Raw genomic sequence first — 16,417 nt, forward strand, 5'->3', positions numbered from 1 at the left:
GGCCCGACGGCCGCCCTCGGTCAAACCCGCTCCCCGCACCCCGCGTCGCGCACAATGGGACGGTGAACGAGCCGATACCGGTCAGCCGGACAGTGGACGGGGGCACCGCCAAGCTGATGCCCGACGTGGACCGCGAGCGGGCCTGGCTGCTCACGGTCGACGGGGCGCCCCAGTCGTACGTGGACCTGGACGACCCGACGTACCTGGAGTTCGAGTACGTCCGCAGGCTCGCCCACGTCGTGGACTGCGCGGGCGAGCCCGGCGCCCCGCTCGACGTGCTGCACCTCGGCGGCGGCGCGCTCACCCTGCCGCGCTACACGGCGGCGACCCGGCCCGGCTCGCGCCAGGACGTGGTGGACGCCGACGCGGCGCTGCTCGCCCTGGTCGCCGAGCACCTGCCGCTGCCCGCGCGGAGCGGGATCCGGGTGCACGCGGCGGACGCCCGGGCCTGGGCCGAGGACGCCCCGGCCGATTCGGCGGACCTGCTCGTCGCCGATGTCTTCGGCGGCTCCCGGGTGCCCGCGCACTTCACCTCGGTCGACTACGCGCGCGTGGCCGAACGGGTGCTGCGGCCCGGCGGGCTCTACACCGCCAATCTGGCCGACGGCGCGCCCTTCGACTTCCTGCGCGCGCAACTGGCCAACTTCCGCGCGGTGTTCCCGCAGGTCGCGCTGATCGCCGAGCCGTCGGTGCTGCGCGGGCGGCGGTTCGGCAACGCGGTGCTGCTCGCCTCGCACGCCCCGCTGCCGGTCGCCGAGCTGGCCCGGCTGACGGCGGGCGACGCCTTCCCGGCCCGGGTCGAGCACGGGGACGCGCTGCGCCGCTTCACCGCGGGCGCGGAGCCCGTCCCGGACGCCGCCGCCCGGCCGTCACCCGAGCCCCCCGACGGGGCGTTCGGCATCGGCTGACGGGGCGTCGGGGGCGATCCCGCCCGGGGTGCCCGGCGCGAGGGCGGCCGGGCCGGTGGTGGCCGGGGTGCCGAGCGCCCCGTTGACCTCGGCGGTGCGGCGGGTGAGGTCGCGCACGTCCGGCACCAGGAGCACCGCCGCCGTCAGGACCACGATCACCACCGCGCAGCCCCACAGCGCCGGGGTGCGCCCGAAGGAGGACTCGGCCGGGCCCGCGAGGGCGGTGGCGAGTGGCACCATGGCGAGCGAGCCCAGCCAGTCGTAGGCGGAGACCCGGGAGAGCTTCTCCTCGGGTATCTCCTGGTGCATCGCGGTCATCCAGGAGACGCCGAACACCTCGATGGACACACCGGTCAGGAACATCACCGCGACCAGCACCCCGATCGGCGTCGGCACCGCGAGCGCGGCGGAGGGCAGGGCGAGCGGGAAGACGCAGAGGGTGCCGACGAACAGCAGCCGGCGCGGCTTCCAGCGCATCATCACCAGCGCGCCGCCGACGGTGCCCGCGCCGAACGCGGCGAGCGCCAGGCCCCACGGCCCCGGCCCGCCGAGGTGGTCCCGGGCGACCAGCGGCCCGTACACCGCGTCGGCGGCCACCACCACGGCGTTGACCACGGAGAACTGCGCCACGATCGCCCACAGCCAGGGGCGGCCGATGAACTCCCGCCAGCCGTCGCGCAGATCGGCCAGGATGCCGCCGCCGGGCTCCCGGGCGGGGACGTGGGCGACGTCGATGAAGGCCCGCAGCGCGCCCGCGCCCGCGAAGGCGACGGCGTCCACGGCGAGCACCCAGCCGGGCCCCACGGCCGCGATCAGCGCGCCGCCCAGCGCGGCACCGCCGATCCCGGCGCCCTGCATCGCCATCCGGTACAGCGCGAAGGCGCGGCCCGCCTGTTCGCCCTCCACGCTGGAGAGCAGCATGCCCTCGGAGGCGGGGCTGAAGAACGCCTGCCCCACGCCGCCGAGCGCGCTGAGCGCGATCATCTGCCACAGGTGCGGGGTGCCGGCCAGGACCAGCAGGGCGAAGGCGCCCTGGGAGAGGAAGTTGAGGCCGTTGGCGGCGACCATCACCCGGTGCCGGGGTATGCGGTCCGCGAGCGCGCCGCCGACGAGCAGGAACAGGACGAGCGGCACGGTGCGGGCCGCCGCGACCAGGCCCACGTCGCCGCCGTCGCCGCCCGCCTGGAGCACCGCGAACGCCGAGGCGATCAGGGCTCCTTGGCTGCCGAGGTTGGTCACGATCGCGGCGGCGGTCAGCAGGGTGTAGTTGCGGCCCGCCCAGTCGGGGCGGCGGAAACGGGAGACGGCGGCGGCAGATGTCACCTGTGGACTATCGCCGCCGCCGTCCCGATGTGCCAAACCGGCGGGTGTCCGTGCGCGGTGCCGGGGGTGTCACCGCGTACGGACTCCGGGTGTCAGCCGGTGGGCTGTCCGGCGAGCCGGACGGTGCTGAGGATCTTCTGGATGGTCTCCTCGCTGACCGCGCCGTTGACGCCGGTCGCCGAGTAGAGGCTCCAGGCCACGAAGTCGCCCTTGGCGTTCTTGAAGCCGAAGGTGATCGCCTGGCCGTCGGTGGAGCACTTGCTGGTCTTCTTCACCCCGGTCGCCGAGGCGCGGGCGACGCTGCCGGTGATGCCCGACTTGGTGGTGTACGGGACCGGCTTGACGGTCTTGATGATCTTCTTGTCCGGCTGGGTGTACGCGCCGTACACCCACCACGGCACCTGGTTCCCGGCGACCTCGTCGGTGTTCTTCGCGCCGTCGGCGCCCTTGGTGCCGGTGCCCGCGAGCTCGGTGTCCTCGGTGTTGCCGTCGTGGTTGGAGTCGGTCGTGCACCACTTGGGCTTGTAGTACGCCGGGGCCGACTGCATGATCAGCGGCTTGCCGGTCGGGTCGTTGTGGTCCTCGAAGCCGCCCGCCCAGGTGGGGCCCTTGAACTCCCAGTCCGAGGGGACGTCGAAGGCGGTGCCCCACTTGGGGTTGGTGATGACCTTCCAGCCCTCGATGGTCGGCTTCTGCTCCTCGGTGGAGCCGCCGCGCGGGTTGGCGGGCGCGCTGGGAGCGGTGGACTGCTGCGGGGCCACGGGGCTGCCGGACGCCTTGCCGTCCGCCTTGGTGTCCTTGGAGTCCTTGCCGTCGTCCTTCATCACCACGACGCCCGTGACGACCGCGGCCACGACGACCGCGGTGGCGGCGACGATGGCGATCAGGGTCGTCTTCTTCTTGCCGCCGTCGTTCTGCGGCGGCACGGGCGGTCCGGGCGGGGCGGCCACCGGGTACTGCGGCACCGTGGGCTGCTGGTACGGGTTGGGCTGCTGCGGGTAGCCGTATCCCGGCTGCTGGTAGCCGCCGGGCGCGGGCTGGCCCGGCTGCGTCGGCTGAGCGTACGGATTCGGCTGCTGATATCCCGGCTGCTGGTACGGGTTCTGCCCCGGGTCCTGCGGATTCTGCTCGCCCCCGGGCGGCTGCTGTCCTTGCCACATGGCGAGTAACCATAGAGGGGACGGGTGACTCCTCCAACGTCCGCCCCTGTGAGGGGATGGTCAAGGTCTACTACTCACGGGTAACATCCGGGGCCATGAGCGCTGATCAGATGTCCGTGGGCGAGATGCTCGCCGCGACCGTTCCGATGGCCAGGACCCTCAAGCTGGAGTTCCTGGAGACCACCCCCGAGAAGGCCGTGGTCCGGCTGCCCGACCAGGCCGAGTACCACAACCACGTGGGCGGACCGCACGCGGGCGCCATGTTCACGCTGGCCGAGTCCGCCAGCGGCGCGATCGTGATCGCCGCCTTCGGCGACCAGATGGGCCGTGCCGTGCCGCTCGCCGTCAAGGCGGAGATCGGCTACAAGAAGCTGGCCATGGGCGTGGTCACCGCCACCGCGACGCTGGGCCGCCCGATCGCCGACGTGGTGGCCGAACTGGACGCGGGCGAGCGCCCGGAGTTCCCGGTGAGCATCGCCATCACCCGCGAGGACGGCGCCGTCACCGGTGAGATGACCGTGGTCTGGACGCTGCGTCCGAACAGCTGACACCCGAGGTCCGGGGTCGCGAGCAGGTAGGCTTCCCGGCGTGCGCCAAGGGGGGTGCACGCCGGGCGCAGGCCCGTCGCGATCGGGAGGATTCGGGCGTTGCACATCCAGGAGTGGCTGGAGAACATCCCCGCCGTCAGTGTCTACCTCCTGGTGGGGCTGGTCATCGGCCTGGAGAGCCTCGGCATTCCGCTGCCGGGCGAGATCGTCCTCGTCAGCTCCGCCCTGCTGGCGTCCCAGCAGGGCCACATCAACCCGGTGATCCTGGGCGCCGCCGCCGTGGTCGGCGCGGTCGTCGGCGACTCCATCGGGTACGCCATCGGCCGCAAGGGCGGCAGACCGCTGCTCGCCTGGCTGGGCGCCAAGTTCCCGCGGCACTTCAGCGAGGGCCATGTCGCCATGGCCGAGAAGTCCTTCCAGAAGTGGGGCATGTGGGCGGTCTTCGTCGGCCGCTTCATCGCGCTGCTGCGCATCTTCGCCGGACCGCTGGCGGGCGTGCTGCACATGCCGTACTGGAAGTTCCTCATCGCCAACGTGCTCGGCGGCATCGTCTGGGCGGGCGGCACCACGGCCGCGATCTACTACATCGGCACGGTCGCCGAGTCGTACCTCAAGAACTTCTCCTACGTCGGCCTCGGCCTCGCCGCGGTCTTCGGCGTCGTCTCCATGCTGGTGGTCAAGAACCGCGCCAAGAAGGCGTCGGCCGAGGTCGAGACGGCCGCGGCGGAGAACGTCCCGGCCGCCGACTGACCCGCGCGTCCGCCGCCGCTCACGGCCGCAGCAGGAACGTGAGCGCGCGGCCGAACACCAGCCGGCCCGCCCGCGCGGTGAGCCGGTCCAGCGCGCGCGGCAGCCCCCGCACCCGCAGGTCCTCGCGCCACACCAGCAGCGCCCCGGCCCCCTCGGGCCCGGGGCGCACCTCGATCTCGGCCCAGCCGGTCACCAGCCGCCCGCGCTTCTCCAGCCGGCAGTGGCCGGGGCGTCCGGGCGCGGGCGGGCGCCAGGCCACGACCTCCATCGGATCCTCGAACGCCAGCCGCCCGAGCCCGGTGCGCGCCACGAACACCGTGCCGGGGCCGGTGGGCGCCGGGGTGGTCACGGTGATCCGGGTCAGCGGAACGCTCCCCGAGTGCCGCGGCCAGTCGGTGACCCGCCGCCAGACCTCGTCGGGCCCCGACGCGATGTGCCGCTCGATCCGGAAGAGTGCCATCCGGCGATCGTACGGGCGCCCCGCGCGCACCGGCCCCCGCCGCGTCGCCTACCGTGCCCCTGGGTGCGACGGATTTCCGTACGAAGGAGTGGCGCATGGCAGAGCAGGCGTTGGTGACGGGTGTGGGCGGCAAGGAGCCGCGGATCGACCCCACGGCGTTCACCGCACCCACCTCCGTGGTGATCGGCGAGGTGACGCTGGGCGCCGGGGCGAGCGTCTGGTACCACGCGGTGCTGCGGGCCGACTGCGGCCCGATCGTGCTCGGCGCCGACAGCAACGTCCAGGACAACTGCACGGTCCACGTGGACCCCGGCTTCCCCGTCACGGTCGGCGAGCGCGTCACGGTCGGCCACAACGCGGTGCTGCACGGCTGCACCGTGGAGGACGACGTCCTGATCGGCATGGGCGCGACCGTGCTCAACGGGGCGGTGATCGGGGCCGGTTCGCTGATCGCCGCGCAGGCCCTGGTGCCGCAGGGGATGGTCGTGCCGCCCGGCTCGCTGGTCGCGGGCGTGCCCGCCAAGGTGCGCCGGGAGCTGACCGCGGAGGAGCGCGAGGGCATCAAGGTCAACGCGCTGATGTACCTGGGGCTGGCCGAGGACCACCGCGCGGCGCACCGGGGCTGAGCGGAAGATCACAGGGCCGCGCGCTGACCGGCGCACTCGCCGGTGAGTACCGTGTGCGGGTGCCGAAGAACAGAAACACGTTCTCCTCGCTGACCGCCTGGCGGCGCGGGATCGCCGCGGCGGCGGTCCAGCGCGGCTGGGAGTGGGTCAAGGAGACGGGGGCGGTCACCGCCGCGCATCCCGGACGGCTGCGGTTCCGCCGCATCGGCTCCGGCACCCGGCTGGCCTTCCCGCAGGGCACGGTCTTCGGCGAGCCCTGGATCGAACTGGGCGAGCACTGCATCATCGCCGAGCAGGTCACGCTGACGGCCGGGCTGATGCCGGGCCTCGACCTCGGCTCCGAGCCGATACTGACGCTGGGCGACGGCGTGGTGCTGGGCCGCGGCAGCCACGTCATCGCCGACACCACGGTGACCATCGGCTCCAACACGTACTGCGGCCCGTACGTCTACATCACCTCGACCAACCACAGCTACGACGACCCGCACCAGCCGGTCGGCACCCAGTGGCCGCGGATGGAGCCGGTGGAGATCGGTCCGGGCTGCTGGCTCGGCACCGGCGCGGTCGTGCTGCCCGGCGCCCGGCTCGGCCGCAACGTGGTGGTCGCGGCGGGCGCGGTCGTCCGGGGCGAGGTGCCCGACCACGCCGTGGTCGCGGGGGCGCCCGCGCGGGTGGTGCGCACCTGGGACCGGGAGAACGGCTGGCAGCCGCCGCTGCGCACCCCGGCGCCGGTGCCGATCCCGGAGGGCGTCACTCCGGAACAGCTGCTCGCGGTCGCGGAGTTGGCCCCGGACGAGGTGTAGGGCCGCGGCGGCCGGGTCAGCCCGTCGCCAGCAGCAGCGTGCCGACCAGGGCGATGCCCGCGCCCGCCGCCTGCACCCCGCGCAGCCGTTCCTTCAGGACGCCCCGGGCCGCCAGCGCGGTCACCACCGGGTAGAGCGAGGCGAGCACCGCCGCCACGGTGACCGGGCCCCGCTGGGCGGCGATCGCGTAGGTGCCGTTGGCCGCCACGTCGGCCAGGCCCACGAAGGCGAGCGCGGGCAGGGCGGCCACCACGACACCGCGTCCGCCCTGCGGCAGCGCGTCCGCGCCGCGCCGGACCGAGACGTACAGCGCGGTCCCGCCGACGGCGACATTGGTGACGCGCTGCACGAAGAGCGCCAGGAACAGACCGGTGACCGTGGTCGACGCCTCAGCGATCAGCGCCATCACCGCGCCGAACCCGAACGCGGCCAGCAGGGTCAGCGCGATCGCCTGCCGCTGGACCGGCGCGCCCCGGAACTCCGGGCCGCCCGCCATCAGGATCCCCGCCACCGCGACGGCGATCCCGGCGAACTGCAGGACGCCGGGCCGCTCGCCGAGGACCAGGCCGACGCCGACCGGCACGGCCACGCCGAGCGAGCCGAGCGGGGAGACCACACCCATCGGGCCGAGGGCGAGCGCCTTGTAGAAGCTGAGCATCGCGACCGGACCGACGGCGCCCGCGGCGACCGCGAACCAGAGCTGCGGGCCGGCCTCGCTCCATCCGCCGGTGGCCAGCACGACCGCGCCGAGGACGAGGACCGCGAGGGTCTGCGAGACGACGACCACGGTCAGCGCGGGCGTACGCCGGGTGAGCAGCCCGCCGCCGAAGTCGGCCAGCCCCCACAGGAGGCTGGTGGCCAGGGCGAACAGTGCTGTCATGGTGGTGCCTCGCAGTACAGTGCGGTGAACGGTTCCGTGCACCGGACCGTAGTGCAATATACTGAACTTGTCATCAAAAATATTGACCTACTCTTCTTGCCCGCACCCCGATCAGGACGGAACGTGTCGGACCTCGATCTGCTGACCCAGTCCCTGGCCCGCAACGTCAAGCGCTGGCGCACCGAGCGCGGCTTCACCCTGGACGCGCTCGCGGCCCGCGCGGGCGTCAGCCGCGGCATGCTCATCCAGATCGAGCAGGCCCGGACCAACCCCAGCGTCGGGACCGTGGTGAAGATCGGCGACGCCCTCGGCGTCAGCATCACCACGCTGCTCGACTACGAGAGCGGGCCCAGCGTCCGCGTCGTTCCGCCCGACCAGGCCGTCCGGCTCTGGTCCAGCGAGAGCGGCAGCTACAGCACCCTGCTCGCGGGCCGGGAGGCGCCCGGGCCGCTGGAGCTGTGGCACTGGCACCTGATGCCCGGCGACGGCAGCTCCTCCGACCCGCACCCCGCCGGCACCGTCGAGCTCATCCACGTCACCGAGGGCACCCTCACCCTGGTCGTGGACGGCGCCGAACATCCCGTCCCGGCGGGCCACTCCGCCTCCTTCGAGGCCGGCGCCGCCCATACCTACCGCAACGACGGCACCGAGCCGGTGGAGATGACGATGGCGATCTCGGTCCCCTTCGAGCGCTGAACCACCGGGCCGCGCGGGACACGCGGGGGCGGCGGTACCCGTGGGGCGGCGCCCCCGGTGGCGTGAACCGGCCATCCCCGCGCGGGAGTCGGACTCACCCGCCGGGACTTGTGCGATATTGCCGGGAGCGGGGAATGCATGTGCGCAGAGGGTATGTGTCCTCACGCAACGGCACGCCCGTCCGAGGGGGTCTTCATGGAACATCTCGTCACGGCAGCCGAACGGCCCTGTCCGGCGCCCGACCGCCAGGGCCGAGAACGGCCACCACTGCACGCCCAGGCCGTCAGGGCCCGCGGCGGTGAACTCCCCGCCGGGGTCCGGAGGCTGATGGCCGCCGAGAGCGCCTCGACGGTGCCGGTCGCCGCGTTCCAGTCGTCGCTCTAGCGGCCGGGTCGCGCCGTGGAGCAGCCGCCACCGGCGTTGTCCCAGGTCGTGCTGAAGATGCACAGCCGCTGCGACCTGGCGTGCGACCACTGCTACGTCTACGAGCACGCCGACTCCAGCTGGCGCGGCCGGCCCAGAGCGGTGTCGCAGGAGATCCTGGCCGCGACCGCGGCCAGGATCGCCGAGCACGCGCGGGCCCACCGGCTGCCCCGCGTCCGCGTCGTCCTGCACGGCGGCGAACCGCTGCTCGCCGGGCCCGCCCTGCTGCGCCGCGCGGGCGAGGAGCTGTACCGCGCGCTGCGCGGAGTCTGCGCCCTGGACCTGCGCATCCACACCAACGGGGTGCTGCTCGACGAGGAGTTCTGCGAGCTCTTCCGGGAGCTCGGCATCCGCGTCGGCGTCTCGCTCGACGGCGACCGGGCCTCCAACGACCGCCACCGCCGCTACGCCGACGGCCGCAGCAGCCATGCCCGGGTCCTCGCCGCCGTGGCCCTGCTCACCCGCCCCCGCTACCGGGAGCTGTTCGCCGGGCTGCTCTGCACCATCGACATCGACAACGACCCGGTCGCCGTCCACGACGCGCTGGCCGCCCTGCGCCCGCCGCGCGTGGACTTCCTGCTGCCGCACGCCACCTGGGACACCCCGCCGCCGCGCCCGCCCGGCTCGCCCACCCCGTACGCGGACTGGCTCGACACGGTCTACCGGCGCTGGGAGGCCGGGGGCCGCGCCTTCCCCGTACGCCTCTTCGAGTCCGTGCACCGCACCCTGCGCGGTGCGAGCAGCGTCACCGAGTCCCTGGGGCTCGCCCCCGCCGACCTGGTGGTCGTCGAGACCGACGGCACCTTCGAGCAGGCCGACAGCCTCAAGACGGCGTACGACGGCGCCCCCGCCACCGGGCTCAACGTCTTCGACCACGGTCTCGACGACGTGCTCGGCCACCCCGGGGTGCTGGCCCGCCAGAAGGGGATCGAGGCGCTCTGCGCGCGCTGCACCGCCTGTCCGGTGGTACAGCACTGCGGCGGCGGCCTCTACGCCCACCGCTACAGGACCGGATCCGGCTTCGACAACCCGTCCGTCTACTGTCCCGACCTGATGGCGCTGATCATGAACATCCGTGGCCACGAATCACTCCGCGCACCGGCGGCGGCCCCCGGGGCCGGCCCCGACGCACTCGACGGCGGCTCCGGACAGCCACTGGAACCGGCCGACTTCGAAGAGCTGGCAGCCGGATTCGGCGGCGCCGCCGCGGTCGACCGCCTCGCGCTCGCCCAGCTCGACCTCAACCGGGAACTGCTCGCCGCGGTCGGCGGCCGGGTGGACCCGGGGGACCCGCGCGCCGGCGCCGCCTGGGAGCTGCTCCTCGACCTGGACGCCGCCGCGCCGCACGCCCTGGAGACCGCCCTCACCCATCCCTACTTCCGGCCGTGGGCGCTCGGCGTGCTCGGCGGCCGGGGCCCCGACACCCTCGCCGGGGGGCTCGCGGAGCTGGCCGCCGCGGCGGCCCTGCGCGCCCGGCGCGCCGACACCGTGGTCGTCCCGCTGCGCCGGGGCACCCTGCGGCTGCCGGGGATCGGCCGGGCGCTGCTGCCGGGGGGCGCCGAGGAGGCCGAAATGACCGCCGAGTCCTACGGGTTCACGGTCCGCTGCGGCGGACAGCGGCTGCGGATGGGCTGGAGCGAGGGGCTCGACGGCCGCACCCCGCACTGGGAGCCCGTCCGCCTCTTCGAGGCCGACGGGTGGACCGTGGCCCTGGAGGACACCGACCCGCTGCGCGACCGCTACCAGTGGCCGGTCGAGGACCGGCTGCCCGCCACCGGCGCCCGCGCCTGGGCGACCGGCCTCGCCGCCGCCTGGTCCCTGATCCGTCGTCAACTCCCGCGCTACGCCCCGGGGATGGCCGCCGGGCTGCGCGCCATCACCCCGCTGACCCCGCGCCCCGGCAGCGACACCAGCGCCACCTGCCGGGACGCCTTCGGCGCCGTCGGCGCGGCCCGCCCCGCCGACCCCGCCCCGCTCGCGCTCCTGCTCGTCCACGAGTTCCAGCACGTGAAGCTGGGCGCGGTGCTCGACTGCTGCGATCTGTACGACCCGGAGGACACCGGGCGGTACTACGCCCCCTGGCGCGAGGACCCCAGGCCCCTGGGCGGGCTGTTCCAGGGCACCTACGCCCATCTCGCGGTGACCGACTTCTGGCGGGTGCGGCGCACCCTGGCCGACGGACCCGCCGAACGCGGCCGGGCCGAGGCGGAGTTCGCCCGCCGGCGTCAGCAGACCACGGACGCCGTCGACACGCTGGCCCGCTGCGGTTCGCTCTCCGCGCTCGGCAAACGGTTCGTCGCCGGGATGGGGGAGAGCGCCGCGGCCTGGCGGGACGAGCGGGTGGCCCCCGAGGCGCTCGCCGGAGCCCGCAGTTCCGTACGGAGCCACCGCGACGCCTGGCGCGCCCGCAACGCGCCGCGCGCATGACCGGCGCCGCCGATTCGGCGCGCACGGGCGTTCCGCCGACGGATCGCTCGTTCCTACACTGAGGACCCACCCACTCGGACCGGGAGGGAGCGGTGCACGGAGCCGCGCGGCGCGGGGGGCACGAGCCGAGGCCGTACTTCTTCCTGAGTTACGCCCACACGCCGAGGAACGACCCGCGGGACCGCGACCCCGACCTGTGGGTGCAGCGGTTCTTCCACGACCTGTCCGCGCACGTGATGCAGCTGACCGCGCTCCCGGCCGGGGTGCCCGCCGGCTTCATGGACCAGCACGTGCGCCCCGGCGAGGACTGGCAGGAGCAGATCACCGAGGCGCTGGCGTACTGCCGGGTCTTCGTGCCGCTGTACTCGCCGCGCTACTTCCTGAGCGAGCAGTGCGGGCGCGAGTGGTTCGCGTTCGCCGGGCGCGAGACCCTGCACCAGTCGCGCAGCGAGCAGCGCGGCAGCCCGGCGATCGTGCCCGCGCTCTGGATCCCCGTCCTGCCCCACCAACTGCCCGAAGCCGCCCGCAGGCTGCGCTTCGACCACGCCGACTTCGGCGGCGACTACGCCGACGAGGGCTTCTACGGGATGATCAAACTCCGCTATCTCCAGGACCACTACGAGCACGCCGTCTACCAGCTCGCCAAACGGATCGTCGGCGTCGCCGAGCGGACCAGGGTGGCCGACGGGGACCCCCACCAGGACTACGCCACCCTCACCTCCGCGTTCGGCCCCGCCGCCGGGCCCGGCCGCAAGCTGGAGGTCACCGTCCTGGCCTGCTCCCGCGACGGCCTGCCGCGCGGACGCGGCCCCGACTGCTACGGCCCCCGGCCCAGCGACTGGAACCCCTACCACCCGCTCTCCGCCCGCCCCCTCGCCCGCCACACCGCCGAGCTCGTCGTCAACCTCAACTACACCGTGGACCTGCGCGAGTTCGACGACAGCGCGGAGCGGCTGCTGCGCCCCGGCCCGCCCGACGCGCCCGGCCTGCTGCTCCTGGACCGCTGGGCACTGGCCTCCGCGCGCCACCGCGACCTGGTGCGCACCCTGTGCGCCGAGCCCCGGCCGTGGATCAGCGTGATGGTCCCGTGGAACCGCCAGGACCCCGAATCCCCGCCGCACGAGGCGGAGTTGCGGCACGTGGCCGACGAAGTGCTGGGGGCGCGGCTGCGGGAGAGCCCGGGACACCTGACGCAGGGGGGCGGACTGCCTACTCTGGAAGCCTTCAGCCAGGAGCTCCCGAGGGCGGTACGGTCGGCGGTGCGGCACTACGAGCGGGCCGCCGCCCCGGCCGGTCCCGCCGGACCCGGCAGCCCACTGCCCCGCGTACTGCCGGGCGGGGTGGGGCTCGGCCGCTCCGGGCGGGACCGCACATGGGACGAGCGGGACCAGCGCACCGCCGGGAACACCAGGGCCGAGCGGATGGAGGACCCTCCAGATGGCCGAGCACCGTGACGGGACCGTGATCACGTTCTACTCGTACAAGGGCGGGACCGGACGCACGATGGCGCTCGCCAACTGCGCCTGGATCCTGGCGGCCAACGGCCACCGGGTGCTCGCCGTGGACTGGGACCTCGAAGCGCCCGGCCTGCACCGCTTCTTCCACCCCTTCCTCGACCTGCGCGACATGGAGGCCACCCCCGGGCTGATCAACCTGATCACCGAGTACCAGGTGGAGGCCGAGCGGACCGGCGAGCACACGCCCGACTGGCACCGCGACTACGCCCGGGTGCGCCGCCACGCGGTCTCCCTGAACTGGGAGTTCCCGGCGGGCGGCAGCCTGGACTTCCTCTCCGCGGGCCGCCGCAACCGCGACTACTCCTCGGTCGTCGGCCGGATGGACTGGGACCACTTCTACGAGCACTCCGGCGGCGGCCAGTTCTTCGACGCGATGAAGGACGACATGCGCCGCCACTACGACTACACCCTCATCGACAGCCGCACCGGACTGAGCGACATCGCCGACATCTGCACCGTCCAGATGCCCGAGGTCCTCGTCGTCTGCTTCACCCTCAGCGACCAGAGCATCGACGGCGCCTCCGCCGTCGTCCGGGACATCGACGAGCGCTACCGCCACCGCGGCATCCGCATCCTGCCGGTGGCGACCCGCATCGACCTCGGCGAGAAGGGCAAGGCCGACGCCGGACGGGCCCTGGCCCGGGAGTGCTTCGAGGGCTTCCCGACCGGTCTGACCGGCGAGGACGCCGACGCCTACTGGGGCTCGATCGAGATCCCCTACCAGCCGTTCTACGCGTACGAGGAGGTGCTGGCCACCTTCGGGGACCCGCCCGGCGTCAGCAGCTCCCTGCTCACCGCCTTCGAACGGCTCACCGCGGTGCTCACCGAGGGACGGGTCACCGTGCTGCCGCCGATCGACGAGGCGCTGCGCGCCACCCATGTCGCAGCCTTCACCCGCCGCCGCCCCAAGTCCCCGGCGAACATCGTGCTGCACCACGTCTCCGAGGACCGGATGTGGGTCGACTGGCTGTCCTTCGTGCTCGGCGCGGCGGGCTTCCGCACCCTCCCGGTCGACGTGCGCGCCCCCGAACCGGGCGCGTTGGAGCGGGAGTTCGGCCAGGACGCCGCCCACCGGGTGCTGCACGTCGCCTCCCCGCCCTACCTCAAGTCGCGCGGCGGGCGTGGCCTGTGGGACACCGGCCCCGACCGCGCGGGACGCCGCCCACCGCTGCCGGTGCGGGTCGCGGACGTCCGGCTCACCCCGCCGCCCGGCGCCCGCCGCCCCGTCGACCTGGTACGGGTCGACGAGGCCGAGGCGACCGCCGCCCTGCTCGCCGCCCTGGACCGGGCGGAGGCCGTCGCCGCGCCGCCGGTCGGCGCCGACCGGCCCCGCTTCCCGGGACGGGTGCCCCGCATCTGGAACGTACGGCCGCGCAACACCTGGTTCACCGGCCGCACCCCGCTGCTCGACCGGGTCCGCGACCAGCTGCGCGGCGACAGCCGCTCCGGTGAGCGCGCGCCCCAGGTGCTGTACGGACTGGGCGGGGTGGGCAAGACGCAGGTCGCGCTGGAGTACGCCCACCGCTTCCGGGCCGACTACGACGCGGTGTGGTGGATCGAGGCCGAGCGGCCCGACCGGGTGGTGGCGTCGCTGGCCCAGCTCGCCGTGGAGATGGACCTGCGGGCGGGCGACGTGGTGGCCGAGGCGGCGCAGGCCGCGCTGGCCGAACTGTTCCGCGGCGAACGCTATCCGCGCTGGCTGCTGATCTTCGACAACGTGGAGGACCTGGACGGGGCCCTGCGCCGGCTGCCCCAGCAGATCGGGCCGCTGCCGCCCGGAGTGTACGGACACCTCCTCGCCACCTGCCGCGGCAAGCCCGCCACGGCCGAACTGGAGACCACCCAGGTCGACGTCTTCACCCGGTCGGAGAGCGTGGAGCACCTGACCTGGCGGGTGGCGGGGCTGCCGCCCGCGGACGCGGCCCGGGTCGCCGACGCGGTCGGCGACCTTCCGCTGGCCGTCGAGGTCGCCGCCGCCTGGCTCGCCGAGACCGCCACCCCCGTCGACGCCTACCTGGACCAGCTCAGGGAGCAGAGCACCCAGGTCCTCTCGCTCGGCACCCCGGAGGGCTACGGCCAGCGGGTCGGCGCCACCTGGAACATCTCCATCAGCAGGCTGCGCCAGGAGTCCCGCGCGGCCGTACGGCTGCTGGAGCTGTGCTCCTTCTTCTCCGCCGAACCCGTCTCCATGCGGCTGATCGGCAGCGACGCGATGCTGGAGGCGCTGCTGCCGTACGACGCGGGCCTGAGCGAGCGGTACATGCTGGGGCGGGTCGTCCAGACGCTCAACCGGTTCGCCCTGGCCAAGGTCGACCCGGCCGACAGCAGCATCCAGGTGCACCGGCTCGTCCAGGCCGCCGTGCGCGCCGGACTCACCGCCGAGCAGCAGGTGGAGGCCCGGCACGTGGTGCACCGCATCCTGGCGCAGGCCCGGCCCGCCGAGGGCGGCGACCGGGAGGACCCGGTGAGCGACCCCAGGAGCTGGCCCGCCTTCGAGCTCATCTGGCCCCATCTGGCCGCCTCCGGCATCGCCGACAGCGGCGACGAGAAGGCGCGCGAGCTGATGGTCGACCGCATCCGCTATCTGCACAAGCGCGGCGACCTGGAGAACGCCCGGGCACTGGGTGCCCAGCTGGACCACGCCTGGACCAAACAGCTCGGCGAGGACGCGTCGCACACCCTGAACGTCCGCTTCGAACTCGCCAACACCCTGCGGGCCCAGGGCAAGTACCAGGAGGCGCTGGAGCTGGACGAGGACACCCTCGCCCGCCAGCAGCGCCTGCTCCACGCCGACCATGCCGGCGACGACCACCCCAGCGTCCTGATCGTCACCGGCAGTCTCGCCGCCGACCTGCGGGCCGTCGGCAGGTTCACCGAGGCGCTGGAGCGCGACCTGTGGGTCTACCAGGGCATGCGCCGGCTCTTCGGCGACAACCACCGGCGCACCCTGATCGCCGCGCACAACCTGGCCATCGACTACCGGCTGACCGGCGACAGCGAGGCCGCCCGCCGCCTGGACGAGGGGACCGTGGACCGGCGCTCGGTGCTGCTCGGCTCCGAGCACCCCTTCACCCTGGTCACCAAGGCCCAACTGGCGGGCGATCTGCGCGAGATCGGCGAGTACGGGACGTCCGTGCAGGTCCTGCGCGAGGTCGTGGACGAACTGCGGCGGGTCCTGGACCCGCACTCGCCCGAGGTGCTGCGGAGCGCCAAGAGCCTGGCGGTCTCGCTGCGCAAGGCCGGACACCCGCACGAGGCGATGCGGCTGAGCACCGAGACCTTCGAGCGCATCCGGGACCGCTACGGGGCGAAGTCGCCCGACACCCTGGCCTGCGGCCTCAATCTGGCCGCCGACTTCGCGGCGGTGGACGACCCGGCCCGCGCCCTGGAGCTGGCCACCGAGATACTGCGGGGCTACCGCGCCAACCTCGGCGACCGCCACCCCTACACCTTGGCCTGCCGCGCCAATGTGGTCGTCTACCGGCGGGCCACCGGGGCGGCCCGGGACGCGGTGGCCGACGCCGAGGAGGTCCGCGCCCAGCTCCAGGACGTCCTCGGTCCGCAGCACCCCTTCACGCTCTCGGCGGCGGTCAACCTGGCCAATGTGTACGGGGACCTGGGCCGGGCCGATCTGGCCGAGCGCTGGGAGCAGACCGCGCTGGAGGGCCTGCTCAACCGGCTCGGCGACTGGCACCCGGACGTGCTGGTGTGCCGGTCCAACCTGGCGATCACCCTGCGGGAGGCGGGCCGGGGCGAGGAGGCGGCCGGGATCCGCGCGGCGGTCCTGGAACCGGCGGCCGAACGGCTCGGCGTGGACCACCCCATCGCCGAGGCGGCCCGCTCCTGGCGGCGCACGGACCGGGACATCGAGATCCATCCGGTGTGACCACGGGCGC

General features: G+C 74.0%; 14 protein-coding genes. 10 read left to right on the top strand and 4 right to left on the bottom strand.

The genetic code is table 11. From position 1 onward, the window contains the following. Window positions 1–62 precede the first annotated feature (62 nt). A complete protein-coding gene (locus tag AB5J87_RS30140) occupies window positions 63–908 on the top strand; it encodes a spermidine synthase (RefSeq protein ID WP_369381133.1) in 846 nt (281 codons plus the stop codon). Here AB5J87_RS30140 and AB5J87_RS30145 read toward each other — a convergent pair. Both AB5J87_RS30145 and AB5J87_RS30150 read right to left on the bottom strand, forming a co-directional pair. Further along, window positions 870–2,231 carry an MFS transporter gene (locus AB5J87_RS30145; RefSeq protein WP_369381135.1) on the bottom strand — a complete coding sequence of 454 codons (1,362 nt, stop codon included), beginning with the start codon at window positions 2,229–2,231 and terminating at the stop codon, window positions 870–872. The genes AB5J87_RS30140 and AB5J87_RS30145 overlap by 39 nt on opposite strands. 92 nt (window positions 2,232–2,323) lie before the next feature. Further along, window positions 2,324–3,391: a hypothetical protein gene (locus AB5J87_RS30150; protein ID WP_369381136.1), complete on the bottom strand. Its 1,068-nt coding sequence runs from the start codon at window positions 3,389–3,391 to the stop codon at window positions 2,324–2,326. A gap of 110 nt (window positions 3,392–3,501) precedes the next feature. On the opposite strand from AB5J87_RS30150, the gene AB5J87_RS30155 reads away from it, so the two are divergent. Together AB5J87_RS30155 and AB5J87_RS30160 are read left to right on the top strand one after the other, a co-directional pair. Beyond that, window positions 3,502–3,939, top strand: a complete 438-nt coding sequence (locus tag AB5J87_RS30155) for a DUF4442 domain-containing protein (protein WP_369383715.1) — start codon at window positions 3,502–3,504, stop codon at window positions 3,937–3,939. A 99-nt stretch (window positions 3,940–4,038) separates the two neighbouring features. Continuing rightward, on the top strand, window positions 4,039–4,689 hold the full coding sequence (locus tag AB5J87_RS30160) for a DedA family protein (RefSeq protein WP_369381139.1): 651 nt from the start codon (window positions 4,039–4,041) through the stop codon (window positions 4,687–4,689). 19 nt (window positions 4,690–4,708) lie between these two features. On the opposite strand, the gene AB5J87_RS30165 is transcribed toward AB5J87_RS30160, so the two are convergent. Then, entirely contained in the window at window positions 4,709–5,149 is a 441-nt protein-coding gene (locus AB5J87_RS30165; RefSeq protein ID WP_369381141.1) for an SRPBCC family protein, read from the bottom strand. Window positions 5,150–5,244: 95 nt separating this feature from the next. Between AB5J87_RS30165 and AB5J87_RS30170 the strand changes: the two genes are divergently transcribed. Beyond that, complete coding sequence (locus tag AB5J87_RS30170) at window positions 5,245–5,775, top strand: gamma carbonic anhydrase family protein (protein ID WP_369381143.1); 531 nt, start codon at window positions 5,245–5,247, stop codon at window positions 5,773–5,775. Window positions 5,776–5,834: 59 nt separating this feature from the next. Further along, entirely contained in the window at window positions 5,835–6,578 is a 744-nt protein-coding gene (locus AB5J87_RS30175; protein WP_369381145.1) for a DapH/DapD/GlmU-related protein, read from the top strand. Between the two features lie 16 nt (window positions 6,579–6,594). Here the strand turns inward: AB5J87_RS30175 and AB5J87_RS30180 are convergent, their stop codons facing one another. Continuing rightward, complete coding sequence (locus AB5J87_RS30180) at window positions 6,595–7,458, bottom strand: EamA family transporter (protein WP_369381147.1); 864 nt, start codon at window positions 7,456–7,458, stop codon at window positions 6,595–6,597. A gap of 123 nt (window positions 7,459–7,581) precedes the next feature. Between AB5J87_RS30180 and AB5J87_RS30185 the strand changes: the two genes are divergently transcribed. The 5 genes from AB5J87_RS30185 to fxsT all read left to right on the top strand — a co-directional run bounded on the left by AB5J87_RS30185 (window position 7,582) and on the right by fxsT (window position 16,407). Beyond that, window positions 7,582–8,154: a helix-turn-helix domain-containing protein gene (locus AB5J87_RS30185; RefSeq protein WP_369381149.1), complete on the top strand. Its 573-nt coding sequence runs from the start codon at window positions 7,582–7,584 to the stop codon at window positions 8,152–8,154. A 195-nt stretch (window positions 8,155–8,349) separates the two neighbouring features. Further along, entirely contained in the window at window positions 8,350–8,538 is a 189-nt protein-coding gene (locus AB5J87_RS30190) for a hypothetical protein (protein WP_369381151.1), read from the top strand. 15 nt (window positions 8,539–8,553) lie between these two features. Further along, window positions 8,554–11,004 (top strand): FxsB family cyclophane-forming radical SAM/SPASM peptide maturase, encoded by a 2,451-nt coding sequence (locus tag AB5J87_RS30195; RefSeq protein ID WP_369381153.1) that lies wholly within the window; start codon window positions 8,554–8,556, stop codon window positions 11,002–11,004. Window positions 11,005–11,096: 92 nt separating this feature from the next. Next, window positions 11,097–12,458: a TIR-like protein FxsC gene (locus tag AB5J87_RS30200; RefSeq protein WP_369381155.1), complete on the top strand. Its 1,362-nt coding sequence runs from the start codon at window positions 11,097–11,099 to the stop codon at window positions 12,456–12,458. Beyond that, window positions 12,442–16,407, top strand: a complete 3,966-nt coding sequence (fxsT, locus tag AB5J87_RS30205) for an FxSxx-COOH system tetratricopeptide repeat protein (RefSeq protein WP_369381156.1) — start codon at window positions 12,442–12,444, stop codon at window positions 16,405–16,407. Before AB5J87_RS30200 ends, fxsT begins: the two co-directional genes overlap by 17 nt. Window positions 16,408–16,417: the final 10 nt, after the last annotated feature.

The organism is Streptomyces sp. cg36 (genome assembly GCF_041080675.1).
Lineage (GTDB): Bacteria > Actinomycetota > Actinomycetes > Streptomycetales > Streptomycetaceae > Streptomyces.

Excerpts from the sequence above, each read along its gene's own strand:
- AB5J87_RS30150 (WP_369381136.1), bottom strand. The coding sequence starts at position 3,391 with ATGTGGCAAGGACAGCAGCCGCCCGGGGGCGAGCAGAATCCGCAGGAC.
- AB5J87_RS30155 (WP_369383715.1), top strand. The coding sequence starts at position 3,502 with ATGTCCGTGGGCGAGATGCTCGCCGCGACCGTTCCGATGGCCAGGACC.
- AB5J87_RS30165 (WP_369381141.1), bottom strand. The coding sequence starts at position 5,149 with ATGGCACTCTTCCGGATCGAGCGGCACATCGCGTCGGGGCCCGACGAG.
- AB5J87_RS30170 (WP_369381143.1), top strand. The coding sequence starts at position 5,245 with ATGGCAGAGCAGGCGTTGGTGACGGGTGTGGGCGGCAAGGAGCCGCGG.
- AB5J87_RS30180 (WP_369381147.1), bottom strand. The coding sequence starts at position 7,458 with ATGACAGCACTGTTCGCCCTGGCCACCAGCCTCCTGTGGGGGCTGGCC.
- AB5J87_RS30190 (WP_369381151.1), top strand. The coding sequence starts at position 8,350 with ATGGAACATCTCGTCACGGCAGCCGAACGGCCCTGTCCGGCGCCCGAC.
- fxsT (WP_369381156.1), top strand. The coding sequence starts at position 12,442 with ATGGCCGAGCACCGTGACGGGACCGTGATCACGTTCTACTCGTACAAG.